Raw genomic sequence first — 15,952 nt, forward strand, 5'->3', positions numbered from 1 at the left:
CCGGTTCCGTGGTCGCCTACTTCGACTGCGGCTGGCCCGCGCCCGACATCTGGCCGTTGGGCGGCTGGGGCACGGCGGGATGCTGCTGCGGTGCGCCGTGCGGTCCCACGGCGGGCTGCGCCGCGGGCATGGGGGTCTGCGGGCTGCCCGGCGCGACCGCCTGCGGGGCGACCTGCGGCAGACCCACCGTCTGCAGCACCCGGCGGATCACGTCGTCGGGACTGACCTCGTCGGCGAGCGCGTCGTAGGACAGCACCAGGCGGTGACGCAGCACATCCGGCACCACCTCGACCACATCCTGCGGCACCACGTAGTCGCGGCCGCGGATCAGCGCCACGGCGCGGGCGGCGGCGATGATGCCGAGGCTGGCGCGCGGCGAGGCGCCGTAGGCGATCCACCCGGCCACATCCTGCATACCGAAATCGGCGGGTTTGCGGGTCGCCGCGATCACCCGGACCACGTAGTCGACCAGGGCGTGGTGCACGAAGGTATTGGCGGCCAGCTGCTGCAGGCGCACCAGTTCGGTGGGTTCGAGGATGCGCTTGGGCTCCGGCGGGGTGACACCCATCCGGTAGATGATCTCGCGCTCCTCCTCCACCGACGGGTAGTCGACGACCACCTTGAACAGGAAGCGGTCGCGCTGCGCCTCGGGCAGCGGGTACACGCCCTCGCTCTCGATGGGGTTCTGCGTGGCCATGACCAGGAACGGGTTCGGCATCGGGTAGGTCTTGCCGCCGATGGAGACATGCCGCTCGGCCATCACCTCGAGCAGGGCCGACTGCACCTTGGCGGGTGCGCGGTTGATCTCGTCGGCGAGCACGAAGTTGGCGACGACCGGACCCAGCTCGGTGTCGAACTCCTCCTTGCCCTGCCGGTAGATGCGGGTGCCGATGAGATCGGTGGGCACCAGGTCGGGGGTGAACTGCACCCGGGAGAAACTGCCGCCGACCACCCGGGCGAAGGTTTCCACGGCGAGCGTCTTGGCGATACCGGGCACACCTTCGAGCAGGACGTGTCCACGCGCGAGCACACCGACGAGCAGGCGTTCGACCAGCCGATCCTGACCGACGATCACCCGCTTCACTTCGTAGATCGCCTTTTCCAGGGTCTGGACATCGCGCTCGAGGGTGCTGGGTGCCGACGGCGACTCCTTCACCGTACTTACCGCGTTCACACCATCACTCGAAGTCACCAACATCCCCGCTTTCGCCTCGGTCTTGTGCGTGCTGGTCCCAACTATTCCAGGTATCGCGCGCCGATGCCGCACCCGGTTCGGGAAGAGTCGCCGTTTTTTGCGAATCGACGGCCTCACCCGTGTTCGGATCGCGTGCCGATCGACGGCCCGTCCCGGCCGGAATTCGGTGTGCGATGTTTCTCAGGCCGCCGAGCGGGTGGCCTCGACGCGGCCGGTGATCCGAATGCGCGAGCCCGCCAGGACACCCGTGTACGTGCGGCGGCCATGGGTGCGCTCGACACTGGTGGTGGATTCGGTGAGGCGCAGCGCGGCGGCCCACTCGCGCAGGTGCCGCTCGGTCGATTCGGGTTGATCGCGCGGCGCGACCCGGCCGCGGAACTCCACCTCCTGCTGTTCGGCGCAGGGCAGCGAATACACGCCCTGGTGCCAAACCCACACCAGCGGAGGGAGTTCCACGCCGGTCTCGGCCACCGCACGCGCGTTCACCGCCGCGGAGATCGCGTCGGCGACCTCCATCGTGAGCGAAATCGTCTGCGTCTCGGTCGGATAGCACGTCATGCCGGGCACGGTCTCACCGATGCGCGCGAAATGCCTGTCACCGCAAGGTGCGCGTGTCCCGGCGCGCGGGCGGCACGGGTCAGTCGGTGCTCTCCTCCACCGACACCACCATGCCGGTGGTCGCGTCGATCTGCACCTCGTATTCGGCGCCGGTGCGGGTCGCCACGTCGACCTCCCACGTCGGCGTTCCGTCGGCCATCTCCAGTTCGATGGACTGCACGGTCGCGCCCATCAGCGCGTCCTGGGCGGCCCGCAGCGCCTCCTGATCGCTGACCGCGGGCTGCACCGCGGGCACCGCGGCGGCGGGTGCGGCTGCCGCGCCGAGCGCGGCGGCGGCGAGCACCACGCCGAACGAGAATCGGCGCAGGCCGTCGGCGGCGCGAGGAATCGTGACCGTCATGATGATGCTCCTTTGCTCGTTATCCGGGATTTCGCAGGCGCGGCGGGATCGATCTCTCGCGCCCTCGCGGACGGAACTACCACCGTCGCGGCGGTTCATGCGCGGAGGTTCGGCGGAAGCATCGTGGAGGGAAACATCGAGAAACGGCGACAGAACGGTCACGCGTGGGTACAGTTTTCGACACGTTCCCACACCGGACCGCCAGCGTCGGTGACTCCGGAGTTCGGGCGCTGTCGCTGATCTACCGAGGACGTGCTGTGTCGCTGCATCGAGAGACCTCCGGTTCCCTTTCCGTCCAGGACCTGCTCGGTGCGGTCGAGGGCGGAACATCCACCAGTCATCGCGCCGACCCCGGTTCGGGCGGATATGTCAGGGCCGTCGCGGGTGTGGCGGTGGCGGCGGGAGCGCTGCTCACCACGGTCGCCCAGCTGGCTCCGGCCGCCGCGGTCGCCGCTCCTCCGACGCCCGTCGACGAGGCCGATCCGGTCGCAGATCCGGTGCCGCTGGACATCCAGTCCGCACCCGAGCTGCTACAGGCCGCGGTGGACGCCACCGTCGCCGCGGTGACGAACCAGATGCCGCCCACCCCGAGAGAGATCGCCCCGCCCGCGCAACCCGCTCCGGCGCCGCCGGCCGCGCCCTTCGGCCTGGCCGGGCTCCCGGCCGAGATCGCCGCACCGCTGGCGCAGGCCGAGCAGACCATCAAACAGCTCCAGCAGCAGTTCGCCCCCGCCGCGCCCGCACCCGCGCCGTTCATCGCCGCTCCCGCCGTCCTGCCGGTGGGCGGCCAGATCAGCTCCGGATTCGGCAGCCGCTGGGGCGCGTTCCACTACGGCGTCGATATCGCCGACGCACTGGGGACACCGATCCACTCGGCGCTGGGCGGCACCGTCGTGGAGGCCGGACCGGCCGACGGCTTCGGACTCTGGGTGCGCGTGCTCCAGGACGACGGCACCACCGCCGTCTACGGCCACGTCAACGACATCTACGTTGCCGAGGGCCAGCGGGTGAACGCGGGCGACGTGATCGCCACCGTCGGCAACCGCGGCCAGTCCACCGGCCCCCACCTGCACCTGGAGATCTGGGACCAGCACGGCAACAAGATCGACCCGGTCTCCTGGCTGGCCGCCAAGGGCGTGCTCATGGAACAGCACTGGGGCGCGCACTGACGCGCCTCCGCGCGATTCCATCCGGCCCACGCGGTTCCACCTGCGGAAGTGCGCTATATTCACGGTCGCAGCTGGTTCGCCGGAGGCGGAGTCGAGGAGCCCCTTATCCGCCCGATGGCGTCGAGCCCGGGACGTGTTTCGCACGGACCGAGGTGAAGAGGGAACCCGGTGGGAGTCCGGGACTGTCCCGCAGCGGTGAGTGGGAACGACGGTCGTCATGGGCACTGGGCGCGAGTCCGGGAAGCGACGGCCGGTAGGACCAGCCCCGGATTCCGACGTCGGGGTCGACCCGGGTGGGGTCGGTGCCCACGAGTCCGAAGACCTGCCGGTTGTGCCGGGTACGCCGTATCCGGCGGCCGTCGCCTCGTGGATCGGGCGCTACGCCGAGTGGGACCCGGGCACGGGATGATGTTGCAGGGGCTCCGCTGGCGTGCGTTCGGTGTGGGTGACGGCCATCGGCTGTCTACTTCACGAGGCGACTATGTATTCTCCCTCCGAATCGGGGCTCTCGGGCGTGGGGCGTCCGGCCCGGATATCGCCGACCGCGTCCGGCGTTCCCTCGGTCGTGCAGAGTCTGCGGCGACACGCCGCCGGACCGCGGGTGCCCTTCTCCGTCGAGTTCAATCCGCCCCGCGACGCCGCTGGCGAGGCCCGGCTGTGGCGGGCGGTGCGCGAATTCGAGCGGATGCACCCGGCTTTCGTGTCGATGACCTACGGTGCCGGTGGCTCCACCAAGGACCGCACCGCGCGCATCACCGGCCAGTTGGCCCAGCAGACCACCCTGCTGCCGGTGGCGCACCTGACCGCGGTCGGCCACAGCGTCGCCGAACTGCGCGCGCTGGTCGGCTCGTACGCCGATTGCGGAATCCGCAATATCCTGGTGCTGCGCGGAGATCCGCCCGGCGACCCGCTCGGCGCGTGGCACCGCCATCCCGACGGCGTCGAGTACGCCGAGGAGTTGGTGCGCATCGTGCGCGATCTCGGTGACTTCCACGTCGGCGTCGCATCCTTCCCGCAGGGGCACCACCGCTCCCCCGACCTGGACACCGACACCGCCTTCCTGGCCGCGAAACTGCGTGCGGGCGCGGATTACTCGATCACTCAGATGTTCTTCGACGTCGAACACTATCTGCGCCTGCGGGATCGGGTGCTGGCGGCCGATCCCATACAGGGCGCGAAGCCGATCATTCCGGAGCTGATGCCGATCACCTCCATGCGCACCGTCGCGCGCGCCGAGGAACTCAGTGGCCGCGCGCTGCCCGCGGCCGTCCTGGACCGGCTGCGCCGGGCCGCGGGCGACGGCCCCGAGGAGAACCGCGCCGCCGTCCGCAGGGTCGGCATCGAGATCGCCACCGAGATGGCGCAGCGCCTCATCGACGAGGGCGCACCCTGCCTGCACTTCATCACCCTCAACTTCGCCAAGGCCACCACCGAGGTGCTGACGAATCTGGGCTACGAGGTCACCGCCGCCCCACTGAGCGCCTGATCGTCCACCGGTCCGCTGATCACCCGGCGGTGGACGGCACGTACGGAATGTGCTGCGAGCTGTTGTCGTCCACCCGGATCGGGCGGCCCAACTGCGGGAAGGCGCGCTGGGCGCAGTCGGTGCGCTCGCAGACCTTGCAGCCCGCGCCGATCGGCACGGCCGCGCTCGGATCGTCCACCGGCAGCGCGTGGGAGTAGACGAGCTTGTCCGCGTACGCCAGATCGCAGCCCAGCCCGATGGCGAAATCCCTTTTCGCGGAGAGGTATCCGGGCGTCTTCTCGTCGGTGGTGCGGGCCAGCCACAGGTAGTTGCGGCCGTCGGGCATCCGCGCGATCTGGGTGCGGATGCTGCCCGGGGTGGCGAACGCCTCGTGCACCACCCACAGCGGACAGCTGCCACCCACCCGGGAGAAATGGAATGCGGTGGCGGACTGGCGTTTCGAGATGTTCCCGGCGCGGTCGGTGCGGACGAAGAAGAACGGCACCCCACGCTTGCCGGGCCGCTGCAGGGTGGACAGCCGGTGGCAGACGGTCTCGAAGCCGACCTCGAATTGGGCTGCCAGCAGTTCGATGTCGTAGCGCAACGCTTCGGCGGCCGTCCAGAACCGGGTGTAGGGCAGGATGAGCGCACCGGCGAAGTAGTTGGCCAGGCCGATCCGCAGCAGTCCCCGCGACTGCTCCGGCATGGCGTCGGCCTCGTCGATGAGGTCGGCGATGACCGCGCCCTGGGTGAGGAAGGCCAACTGCGTGGCCAGTTGGAAGGCACGCTGCCCGGTCGAGAGCCGACGCGCCAGGGTCAGCACGCGGTCGTTCGGGTCGTACACCCGTTTGGGTCCGGGATGATTCGGATCATCGGTGCGGATCGCCACCGTGATGCCGAACTCCGCTCGCAACAGGCGGGTCAGTTGCAGGTCGAGCCCGCCCGGCTGGAAACCGTTGCGCGTGAACAATTCCTCGGCCGCGGCGTCGAGTGCGGGGATGTGATTGCGCCGGTCGTAGAAGTAGTCGCGCACATCCTCGTAGGGCATGGCCGTGGCGGAGTCGCCCCGGCCGCCGTCGATCTCGGCGGAGAAGCGCTCCATCTGCTCGGTGGCCCCGCGCAGGCGACGATGCAGGGAGACGAGCAGACGCGCCGCCGCCGGCACCCGGGCCACCAGATCGTCCATCTCGGCGGTGGTGATGGCGGCGCCGTCGGGGTCCTCGGCGAAGACGTCCTGGAGGTCGGCGATGAGCCGGGCGTCGGTGTCGGCGGCGAAGAAGCCCATATCCAGATCGAAGCGGGAGTTCAGGCGCAGCAGCACCGGCACGGTCAGCGGTCGTTGATCGTGCTCGAGCTGATTGATGTAGCTCACGGATAGCTCCAGGGCCTTGGCCAGCGCCGACTGGGAAAGCCCCCGCTGTTCCCGGAGCGTGCGCAGTCGCGCGCCCGCATACATCTTCTGCATGCCCTCAATCTAACAATCTGGCCTTACACAACTTTCACACTTTCACCGCCGCGCTGACACAAAAGTAGGCATTTGCGGGGGATTTCCATGTCCGCACTGTCTGTATAGCGTGCGAAATATCCCGATGAACCTCGATGCCTGGGAGGCCCCGACCGTGAAGAACCATCTCGTCCGCACCCACCGCTCCGCGGAGAGCTTCCCCCGGGAGGAGCATCTCGCATGGCGGATCGCCGAGGTGGCCACCGACGCCGTGGAGGTCGCCCCGGAGACGGAGGAGATGATCGTCAACCGGATCATCGACAATGCCGCCGTGGCCGCGGCCGCGCTCACCCGCCGCCCCGTCGCCAATGCCCGCGCCCAGGCGCTGGCACACCCCTACCAGCCCGGTGCGACCGTCTTCGGTGTCGACGGCCGCTTCTCCCCGGAGTGGGCGGCCTGGGCCAATGGGGTGGCGGTGCGCGAACTCGACTTCCACGACACCTTCCTGGCCGCGGAGTACTCGCATCCGGGTGACAACATCCCGGCGATCCTCGCGGTGGCGCAGCACGCGGGCCGCTCCGGCCGCGACCTGATCCGCGGTCTGGCAACGGGTTACGAGATCCAGGTCGATCTGGTGCGCGCCATCTGCCTGCACGAGCACAAGATCGACCACGTCGCCCACCTCGGTCCGTCCGCCGCCGCCGGTATCGGCACCCTGCTCGGACTCGACACCGAGACCATCTACCAGGCCATCGGCCAGGCGCTGCACACCACCACCGCCACCCGCCAGTCCCGCAAGGGCGAGATCTCCAGTTGGAAGGCGTACGCCCCGGCCTTCGCCGGGAAGATGGCCGTGGAGGCCGTGGACCGCGCCATGCGCGGCGAGGGTGCGCCGTCCCCGATCTGGGAGGGTGAGGACGGTGTGATCGCCTGGCTGCTGGGCGGCCCGAAGGCCGAGTACAGCGTGCCGCTGCCCGGCCCGGGTGAGCCCAAGCACGGCATTCTCGACACCTACACCAAGGAGCATTCCGCCGAGTACCAGAGCCAGGCCCCGATCGACCTGGCGTTCCGCCTGCGCGAGCGGATCGGCGACCTCGATCGGATCGCGTCGATCGTGCTGCACACCAGCCACCACACCCACTACGTGATCGGCACCGGTTCGCGCGACCCGCAGAAGTTCGACCCCCGGGCGTCGCGCGAGACCCTGGACCACTCGATCATGTACATCTTCGCGGTCGCCCTGCAGGACGGCGCCTGGCACCACGAGCGCTCCTACGCACCCGAGCGTGCCCAGCGGCCCGACACCGTCGAGCTGTGGCGCAAGATATCGACCGCCGAGGATCCGGAGTGGACGCGCCGCTATCACTCCACCGATCCGAACGAGAAGGCGTTCGGCGCACGTGCCGAGGTGACCCTGAAGAGCGGCGAGGTCATCACCGACGAGTTGGCCGTCGCCGACGCGCATCCGCTGGGTGCGCGCCCCTTCGCCCGCGCCCAGTACATCGCCAAGTTCCGTACCCTCGCCGAGGGCGTGATCGAACCGGCCGAGCAGGACCGCTTCCTCGAGGTGGCCCAGCGCGCGGGCGAATTGTCGCCCGCCGAGCTGCCCGAACTCACCTTCTCCGTATCCACGGATGTGCTCGCCCGCGCACCCCGGTCGTCGCGGGGGCTGTTCCGATGACGGGTCTGTTCGCCGCCGCCACCTCCGCCGCCGACAAGCGCGCCGCCTTCCGGGCCGGACTCGCCTCCGGGCGGATCCAGCGGTTCCCGGGAGCCTTCAACCCGTTGGTGGCCAGGCTGATTCAGGAGATCGGCTTCGAAGGCGTGTACGTCTCCGGGGCGGTGCTCTCGGCGGATCTGGCCCTGCCCGATATCGGTCTGACCACCCTCACCGAGGTGGCGGGACGCGGTCAGCAGATCGCGCGGGTGACCGACCTGCCGGTGCTCATCGACGCCGACACCGGTTTCGGCGAGCCCATGAGCGCCGCCCGCACCGTCACCGTCATGGAGGACGCCGGACTCGCGGGCCTGCATCTCGAGGATCAGGTCAACCCCAAGCGCTGCGGTCATCTGGACGGCAAGGCCGTGGTACCGACCGAAGAGATGGTCCGGCGGCTGCGAGCGGCCGTATCGGCCAGGCGTGACCCGAATTTCGTGATCTGCGCCCGCACCGACGCCGCCGGAATCGAGGGTATCGACGCCGCGGTCGAACGGGCCCGAGCCTATGCCGACGCGGGCGCGGACCTGATCTTCACCGAGGCACTGCACACCGCCGCCGATTTCGAGAAGTTCCGCACCGCGGTGTCGATTCCCCTGCTGGCCAATATGACCGAGTTCGGCAAGTCCGAACTGCTGACCGCCGAGGTGCTGGAGTCGATCGGCTACAACGCCGTCATCTATCCGGTGTCGACGCTGCGCCTGGCGATGTACGCCGCGGAGGCCGGGCTGCGGGAGATCTTCGAGCAGGGCACCCAATCCGGGCTGCTGGACCGGATGCAGCATCGCAGCCGCCTCTACGAGCTGCTGCGGTACGAGCGATACAACGAATTCGATTCCGAGATCTTCACTTTCACCCTGGGAAGGAATCAATGAACACCGCATCGCACGGCGATTTCATGACGGGCCGTGGTCGGGCGACGGGTGGGCCGGCCATTCCGACCATCTACAAGGGGCTCGCGGGGGTCGTCGTCGACACCACCGCGATATCCAAGGTGGTGCCCGAGACCAACTCGCTGACCTATCGCGGCTACGCCGTGCAGGACCTGGCGGCCCACTGCACCTTCGAACAGGTCGCCTACCTGCTCTGGTACGGCGAACTGCCGAGCGACGCGCAGTACGCGCGGTTCTGCCAGCAGGAGCGCGCCTCGCGCCGGGCGGACCGCTCACTGCTGTCGCTCATCGCGAAGATGCCCGACAACTGCCACCCGATGGATGTGGTGCGCACCGCGATCAGCTATCTGGGCGCGGAAGATCCCCTGGAAGACGACAATTCGCCGCAGGCCAACCGCGCCAAGGCAGTGCGCATGATGGCGGTGCTGCCCACCATCGTGGCCGCCGACCACCGCAAACGGCACGGCCTGGATCCCATTGCGCCACACTCGCAGCTGGGCTTCGCCGAGAACTTCCTGACCATGTGTTTCGGGAAGGTTCCCGCTCCGGAATTGGTGCGGTCGTTCGAGGTCTCGCTGATCCTGTACGCCGAGCACAGCTTCAACGCCTCCACCTTCGCCGCCCGCGTGGTCACCTCCACGCTCTCCGATATCTACAGCGCGGTCACCGCCGCCATCGGCGCGCTCAAGGGACCGCTGCACGGCGGCGCGAACGAGGCCGTCATGCACCACATGCTCGAGATCGGCGACCCCGATCTGGCCGCACAGTGGCTGCGCGACAAGCTGTCCTGCGGTGAGAAGGTCATGGGATTCGGCCACCGGGTGTACAAGAACGGCGACTCCCGGGTGCCGACCATGAAGCGCGCGTTCCTGGATATCGCCGCCGCCACCGACGGACAGCCGTGGGTGCGGATGTACGAGATCCTGGAGAGCACCATGCGCGAGGCCACCGGGATCGCCCCGAATCTGGACTTCCCCACCGGCCCGGCCTATTACCTGCTCGGCTTCGATATCGAGATGTTCACGCCGATCTTCGTCATGAGCCGCATCACCGGCTGGACCGCCCACATCGTCGAGCAGGGTGAATCGAATGCGTTGATCCGGCCCCTGAGCGAATACGTCGGTGTGCCACCGCGTTCGGTCGTGGCCTGAGCGGACGCGATGCCGGGCCGGTCCCGCGCGGAACCGGCCCGGTCGTCACGCCGCGACGCGGCTACCTCAGGCGAGGTCGAAGCGGTCGTTCTCCATGACGCCCACCCAGGCGCTGACGAAGTCGTCGACGAACTTGCGGCCCGCGTCCTGCTGGGCGTACACCTCGGCCACGGCGCGCAGCACCGAATGCGAACCGAAGAGCAGGTCGTTGGCGGTGGCGGTCCAGCGGGTCTTGCCGGAGGCGCGGTCGACGCCCTCGTACACGTTCTCCGCGGATTCCGACGGCTTCCACTCGGTGTTGTCGTCGAGCAGGTTGACGAAGAAGTCGTTCGTCAGCGTGCCCGGACGGTCGGTGAAGACGCCGTGCTCGGAGCCGCCGTGGTTCGCGCCGAGCGCGCGCATGCCACCGATCAGCACCGTCAGCTGCGGAGCCGTCACGTCGAGCATGTAGGCCCGGTCCAGCAGCAACCGTTCCAGCGGGGCCTTCTCCCCGGAGCGCACGTAGTTGCGGAAGCCGTCGGCGCGCGGTTCCAGTACCGCGAACGACTCCACATCCGTGTTCTCCTGGGTGGCGTCCGTGCGGCCGGGCCGGAACGGCACGGTCACCTCGTGCCCGGCGTCCTTGGCGGCCTTCTCGACGGCCGCCGATCCGGCGAGCACGATCAGATCGGCGAGGGAGATCTTCTTGCCGCCCGCGGCGGAGCCGTTGAACTCCGCCTGGATGCGTTCCAGCACGGGCAGCACCTTCGCCAGTTCGGCGGGTTCGTTGACCTCCCAGTTCTTTTGCGGCTCGAGCCGGATGCGGCCGCCGTTCGCGCCGCCGCGCTTGTCGGTGCTGCGGAAGCTCGCCGCCGACGCCCACGCGGTCTTGACCAGCTGCGTCACCGACAGGCCGGAGTCGAGGACCTTGGCCTTCAGCGCCGTCACGTCCTGATCGTCGACCAGTTCGTGGTCGACCGCGGGCACCGGATCCTGCCACAGCTGCGGTTCGGGCACCCACGGCCCCAGGTAGCGGCTGACCGGACCCATATCGCGGTGCAGCAGCTTGTACCATGCCTTGGCGAAGGCCTCGGCCAACTCCTCGGGATGCTCCAGCCAGCGGCTGGTGATCTCCCGGTAGATCGGATCCTCGCGCAGCGACAGATCGGTGGTCAGCATGGTCGGGGCGCGCCCCGGACCGCCGAACGGGTCCGGGATGGTGCCCGCGCCCGCGCCGTCCTTGGCGGTCCACTGCCAGGCCCCGGCGGGGCTCTTGGTCAGCTCCCATTCGTAGCCGTAGAGGTTCTGCAGGAAGCCGTTGCCCCACTGGGTCGGGGTGGAGGTCCACACCACCTCGAGCCCACTGGTGATGGCGTCCTTGCCCTTTCCGGTGCCGTGCGCGCTCTTCCAGCCCAGCCCCTGCTGTTCCAGCGGGGCGGCCTCGGGTTCCGGGCCGACCAGGGCGGCGTCGCCCGCACCGTGGGTCTTGCCGAAGCTGTGCCCGCCGACGATCAGCGCGGCGGTCTCCTCGTCGTTCATGGCCATGCGGCCGAAGGTCTCGCGGATGTCGCGGGCGGCGGCCACCGGATCCGGTTGCCCGTTGGGGCCTTCCGGATTCACGTAGATCAGGCCCATCTGGACGGCTCCGAGCGGACCGGAGAGTTCGCGGTCACCGCTGTAGCGCTCGTCGCCGAGCCAGGTGTCCTCCGGTCCCCAGAAGATCTCCTCCGGCTCCCAGACGTCGGGGCGGCCGAAACCGAAGCCGAAGGTCTTGAACCCCATCGACTCCAGCGCCACATTGCCCGCGAACACCAGCAGGTCGGCCCAGGAGATCTTGTTGCCGTACTTCTGTTTGACCGGCCACAGCAGGCGGCGGGCCTTGTCCAGGTTGGCGTTGTCGGGCCAGCTGTTGAGCGGCGCGAAGCGCTGCGCGCCCTGGCCGCCGCCACCGCGCCCGTCGGCGATACGGTAGGTGCCCGCGGCATGCCAGCTCATCCGGATGAACAGGCCGCCGTAGTTGCCGTAGTCGGCGGGCCACCAGTCCTTCGAATCGGTCAGCACCGCGGCCACATCCGCCTTCAGCGCCTCGACATCCAGCTTCCGGAACTCCGCGGCGTAGTCGAAATCCGCGCCGAGCGGGTTGGATTTCGAGGAGTGCACGTGCAGCACCGAGACATCGATCTGCTCCGGCCACCAGTCCTTGTTGGTGCGCGGGCGATGGTCGGTCTTGGGGGTCGGGGCCGGGATCGCCGGGTTCTCACTCTCGCTGGTGCTGTGAGTTTCGGATGTCACGACATTCCTTCCTGAATGAGTGGAGCGGGCTGCGATCAGGGGCGTGCGGCCGCGGCACAGTCGGGGCACAGACCCCAGTAGATGACCTCGGCCTCGTCGATGGTGAAACCGCTGTCATCGGACGCGGTCAGGCACGGGGCCGCGCCGACGGCGCAGTCGACGTCGGCGATGGCCCCGCAGTTCCGGCAGACGACATGGTGATGGTTGTCGCCGACCCGCGTCTCGTATCGGGCCACCGATCCGGAGGGCTGAATGCATCGGATCAGGCCCGCGGCGGTCAGCGTGTGCAGCGAGTCGTACACCGCCTGGTGCGATACCGCCGACAGGCGGTCCCGGACGGCGCGGATGATGGAATCGGTATCGGCGTGCGGGTGGTCGTGCACGGCACTCAGCACCGCGACCCGCGGGGCGGTCACGCGCAGCGAAACTCCCCGCAGCATCTGCTGGAACTCCGTGGCCGTGGGCACACCCAGAGTCTCGTCCGCTCTCTGGAACGAGTCAAGCATTCTGGCGGATCCGGAAAACCCGCTATCGATCGTGCGACGCCGCGACCGCGCCGGCATCGAGCAGGCCCGTCAGCGTGGCGAGCAGGTCGGCACGCTCCGGATACTCGCCCGGGTTCCACGGGCATGCGATATCCAGGGCGACGACCCGACCGGTGGCGATCACCCGCCGCACCGCGTCGAGCACGGCATCGCGGGTGGGGCCACCGGTCACCGGATAGAGCAGGCCCGGAACCTCCTCGGCGGTGATCACGTCGACGTCGATGTGCAGCAGCACCGGGCCGTCCGGCAGCGTGATCGTGTCGACCCCGCAATGCCGCACCGGCGCGGTCGAAAGATACTCCCGCTCACCGGGATCCAGATCGCGGGCGTCGACCAGTACGGTCCGCTCCGCGGCCACCGGACGCAGCCCGAGCGGTTCGGCCATCAGGTCCGCGTGTGCCCCGAGCGCGAGGCGCAGCGACATGCCGCCGATATAGCCGGAGGTCGACGACTCCCGCGTGTGCACATCACCGTGCGCGTCGAACCAGACGACGGCGGGGTCGATTCCGCGCCGCTGCACGCCCGCCAGCGTGCCCAGGGCGACCGTGCAATCCCCCGACAGCACCACCGGCGTGCCCTCGACCGCGGCGACCGTGGCCGCCACCTCCCGGTACAGGGCGACCAGACGCTCCCAGACGGTGCCGTCGGGCAGCTCGGGCACCACGGTCCGATAGCCGGGACCAGGCATCGGAATGGCGTCCGGAGCCAAGGGTTCGTCTTGATGGAACGGCACGAGAACAGGCGAGGACATGGAGCGACGCTAGACCCGGAAACCCGTGTCCGCAATGTGTTTCGGGGTCGGCGGCCCTCACGCGGACGCGGTCGGCCGTCCCGCGGCGCGGGCGCGGACGTGGATGCGTTCGCCGTGTTTGCCGAAGAGACTGAGCACCTCCACGCTGCCGCGCCCGGCCGCACCGAACCAGTGCGGGATGCGGCAGTCGAATTCGGCCGCCTCGCCGACGCCCATGACGAAATCGTGGTCTCCGAGCCGGACGCGCAGGTGGCCGCGCAGCACGTAGAGCCATTCGTAGCCGTCGTGGGTGCGCGGGTACGGGGTGTCGTCGTGCGCGGGAATGGTCATCTTGTAGGCGCGTGGTTCGCCCTGGTGCCGCGACAGCGGGATCAGGACGCGGCCGTCCTTCCTGGTGGGTTGCTGCGGTATGCGCGGGTCGACGATGCGCGGGGCGGCCACGATCTCGTCGAGCGGCACCCCGAGCGCCACCGTGATCGGCAGCAGCAGTTCGAGACTCGGCTTGCGCTGACCCGATTCCAGGCGCGACAGCGTACTGGTCGACAGTCCCGTGAGCCGGGCGAGCTCGGACAGGCTGTAGCCCTTCTGCTCCCGGGCGCTGCGCAGCCGGGGTGGGATCTGCTCGATCACGGAGCCGACACTGGGCTGTCCATCCATGGGTCCAGTCAACCAATTCGTCCCGGAATCGGCAACAACCGTTGCCGGTATCGCGGGCGTGGCCCGATGCTCGGCTCGGAGGTGAGCCGATATGAACACGACAACGACAACGGCATCGACAACCACGACCGCCAGGCTGCCCGCCGGGGTGTACCTGTTGGGCTTCAGCCTGTTCGCCATGGGCAGCGCGGAATTCCTGCTGGCCGGAGTCCTACCCGAGGTCGCGACCGACCTCGACGTCCCCCTGTCCTCGGCCGGAATGCTCATTACCGCGTTCGCACTGGGCGTCGTCTGCGGCGGACCGCCGTTCGCGGTGCTCAGCCTGCGCTGGCCGCGCCGGACCGCACTGGTGGCGACCCAGGGCGTCTTCGCCGCATCCATCGCCCTGGGCCTGTTCGGCGACTACACCGTACTGCTGGCCTCCCGGGTGGTGGCCGGAATCGCCTACGCCGGATTCTTCGCCATCGCGTCGGTGACCGCGATCGGCCTGGTCACGCCGGACCGCACCGCCCGGGCATCCGGGGTGGTGGTGAGCGGACTCAGTGTGGCCATGGTGGCGGGCGGCCCCGCGGGCACCCTGCTGAGTCATTTCACCGGCTGGCGCGGCGGATTCTGGGCCGTAGTGGTCCTGACACTCGCCGGGATCATCGGGTGTCTGCTCGGAATACCGGCTGCCGCACAGGCTTCCGTGCCGCACACCGGAGCCGCGGTGACGCGGGAGCTGGCCACGTTGCGCAAGCCCATGCTCTGGGTGGTCTGGTCGGTGACCATTCTGACCACCGCGGCGTACATGATCACGTTCAACTATCTGGCGGCCATGCTCGCCGACATCACCGGCATGGCGGAGGTCTGGATTCCGGCCGTGCTCGCACTCTTCGGCATCGGGGCGTTCGTGGGGCTGTCCATCGGCGGCCGCATCTCCGATCGACGGCCGCATCTCGCCCTGGGAACCGGTGCGGTCGGAATCGCGCTGCTGTCGGTGCTGTTGGCCGCGGCCATGTCGACGGCGTGGGTGGTGGTGCCGGTCGTCTTCCTGCTGGGGATCGCCGCCCTCGTGCTGAATCCCGCCCTCTACGGCCGAGTCTTCGCACTCGCTGGTGATGCGCCGACCCTGGCGGGCGCCACCACCGTGTCGGCGTTTCAGCTCGGCATCAGCTGCACCCCCGTGCTGGCGGCGCTCACGCTCACCCGCGGCACCGTACTGACCTCGGTCTGCCTGATCGGCGCGGCGCTCGCGGTGGCGGCCGTACCGCTCATCCGCCTGGACCGGGCACGGCAGGGGGCGGCGACGGAACTCGCGCGGGCGAACGAATCGCGCTGAGTTCGACGCGGGTCGACGCGGGAGGTCGACACCGGGGGCAAGGAGCGTCCGGGCCGGACACCGGCTCGGATCGCTGTCAGGCTGGATCGCTGTCGGGCTGGATCGTTCTCGCCCTGGCTCGCTGTCGAGCTCGGATAGCACCGACGGGAGGTGAATTTCGCGGTTGGGTTCTCCCGTCGGTGCCCGTATCCGTTACAGCGTCGGTCCCGCTGCGGGACGGGACCGCGGGCCGCCAGGGCATGCGGCCCGTGGGTCTGCCGATCGGTGGGCAACCTGCCAACCCTCGACACGCTGAGAGTTAGCGAAACGCGGTTCATGATCGGAAACCCGCTGAAAGCGTAGCGTTGTCACACCGGTAGGCAAGACATCACACGAGCGTTGGCACCGAATGTCATGGATTGGTGGCACTTCCGGT

At 69.1% G+C, this 15,952-nt stretch carries 14 protein-coding genes and 1 riboswitch; of the genes, 6 read left to right on the top strand and 8 right to left on the bottom strand.

What is annotated here, in order from left to right:
- Positions 1 to 16 precede the first annotated feature (16 nt).
- The 3 genes from FOH10_RS14760 to FOH10_RS34810 form a co-directional block, all read right to left on the bottom strand.
- Positions 17 to 1,198, bottom strand: coding sequence for an AAA family ATPase (locus FOH10_RS14760; protein ID WP_029928685.1), 1,182 nt, complete (start codon positions 1,196 to 1,198; stop codon positions 17 to 19).
- Between the two features lie 177 nt (positions 1,199 to 1,375).
- Positions 1,376 to 1,753: a hypothetical protein gene (locus FOH10_RS14765; protein WP_029928687.1), complete on the bottom strand. Its 378-nt coding sequence runs from the start codon at positions 1,751 to 1,753 to the stop codon at positions 1,376 to 1,378.
- Positions 1,754 to 1,832: 79 nt separating this feature from the next.
- Positions 1,833 to 2,153: a PepSY domain-containing protein gene (locus FOH10_RS34810; RefSeq protein WP_186000836.1), complete on the bottom strand. Its 321-nt coding sequence runs from the start codon at positions 2,151 to 2,153 to the stop codon at positions 1,833 to 1,835.
- A gap of 257 nt (positions 2,154 to 2,410) precedes the next feature.
- On the opposite strand from FOH10_RS34810, the gene FOH10_RS14775 reads away from it, so the two are divergent.
- On the top strand, positions 2,411 to 3,322 hold the full coding sequence (locus tag FOH10_RS14775; protein WP_143981146.1) for a M23 family metallopeptidase: 912 nt from the start codon (positions 2,411 to 2,413) through the stop codon (positions 3,320 to 3,322).
- Positions 3,323 to 3,455: 133 nt separating this feature from the next.
- A riboswitch (cobalamin riboswitch) is annotated at positions 3,456 to 3,648 on the top strand.
- A 155-nt stretch (positions 3,649 to 3,803) separates the two neighbouring features.
- Positions 3,804 to 4,808, top strand: coding sequence for a methylenetetrahydrofolate reductase (locus tag FOH10_RS14780; protein WP_143981147.1), 1,005 nt, complete (start codon positions 3,804 to 3,806; stop codon positions 4,806 to 4,808).
- Positions 4,809 to 4,827: 19 nt separating this feature from the next.
- Here the strand turns inward: FOH10_RS14780 and FOH10_RS14785 are convergent, their stop codons facing one another.
- Positions 4,828 to 6,252: a short-chain fatty acyl-CoA regulator family protein gene (locus FOH10_RS14785; RefSeq protein ID WP_143981148.1), complete on the bottom strand. Its 1,425-nt coding sequence runs from the start codon at positions 6,250 to 6,252 to the stop codon at positions 4,828 to 4,830.
- 154 nt (positions 6,253 to 6,406) lie between these two features.
- Between FOH10_RS14785 and prpD the strand changes: the two genes are divergently transcribed.
- Genes prpD through FOH10_RS14800 form a run of 3 tightly spaced genes read left to right on the top strand, consistent with a single transcriptional unit; the run spans position 6,407 to position 9,992 of the window.
- Positions 6,407 to 7,912 (top strand): 2-methylcitrate dehydratase PrpD, encoded by a 1,506-nt coding sequence (gene prpD, locus FOH10_RS14790; protein WP_143984098.1) that lies wholly within the window; start codon positions 6,407 to 6,409, stop codon positions 7,910 to 7,912.
- Positions 7,909 to 8,823, top strand: a complete 915-nt coding sequence (gene prpB / locus FOH10_RS14795; RefSeq protein ID WP_143981149.1) for a methylisocitrate lyase — start codon at positions 7,909 to 7,911, stop codon at positions 8,821 to 8,823. Before prpD ends, prpB begins: the two co-directional genes overlap by 4 nt.
- Positions 8,824 to 8,846: 23 nt before the next feature.
- Positions 8,847 to 9,992: a bifunctional 2-methylcitrate synthase/citrate synthase gene (locus FOH10_RS14800; protein WP_143984099.1), complete on the top strand. Its 1,146-nt coding sequence runs from the start codon at positions 8,847 to 8,849 to the stop codon at positions 9,990 to 9,992.
- Positions 9,993 to 10,058: 66 nt separating this feature from the next.
- On the opposite strand, the gene katG is transcribed toward FOH10_RS14800, so the two are convergent.
- From katG to FOH10_RS14820, 4 genes are all read right to left on the bottom strand, one after another.
- On the bottom strand, positions 10,059 to 12,263 hold the full coding sequence (gene katG, locus FOH10_RS14805; protein WP_186000837.1) for a catalase/peroxidase HPI: 2,205 nt from the start codon (positions 12,261 to 12,263) through the stop codon (positions 10,059 to 10,061).
- 35 nt (positions 12,264 to 12,298) lie between these two features.
- Entirely contained in the window at positions 12,299 to 12,703 is a 405-nt protein-coding gene (locus tag FOH10_RS14810) for a Fur family transcriptional regulator (RefSeq protein ID WP_303627758.1), read from the bottom strand.
- A gap of 88 nt (positions 12,704 to 12,791) precedes the next feature.
- Positions 12,792 to 13,559, bottom strand: a complete 768-nt coding sequence (locus tag FOH10_RS14815) for an arginase family protein (RefSeq protein WP_143981150.1) — start codon at positions 13,557 to 13,559, stop codon at positions 12,792 to 12,794.
- Between the two features lie 57 nt (positions 13,560 to 13,616).
- Entirely contained in the window at positions 13,617 to 14,216 is a 600-nt protein-coding gene (locus FOH10_RS14820; RefSeq protein ID WP_029928709.1) for a helix-turn-helix domain-containing protein, read from the bottom strand.
- Between the two features lie 91 nt (positions 14,217 to 14,307).
- On the opposite strand from FOH10_RS14820, the gene FOH10_RS14825 reads away from it, so the two are divergent.
- Positions 14,308 to 15,537 (top strand): MFS transporter, encoded by a 1,230-nt coding sequence (locus FOH10_RS14825; protein WP_143981151.1) that lies wholly within the window; start codon positions 14,308 to 14,310, stop codon positions 15,535 to 15,537.
- The last annotated feature ends 415 nt before the right edge of the window (positions 15,538 to 15,952 follow it).

It is taken from the genome of Nocardia otitidiscaviarum (genome assembly GCF_007362295.1).
Classification (GTDB): domain Bacteria; phylum Actinomycetota; class Actinomycetes; order Mycobacteriales; family Mycobacteriaceae; genus Nocardia; species Nocardia otitidiscaviarum.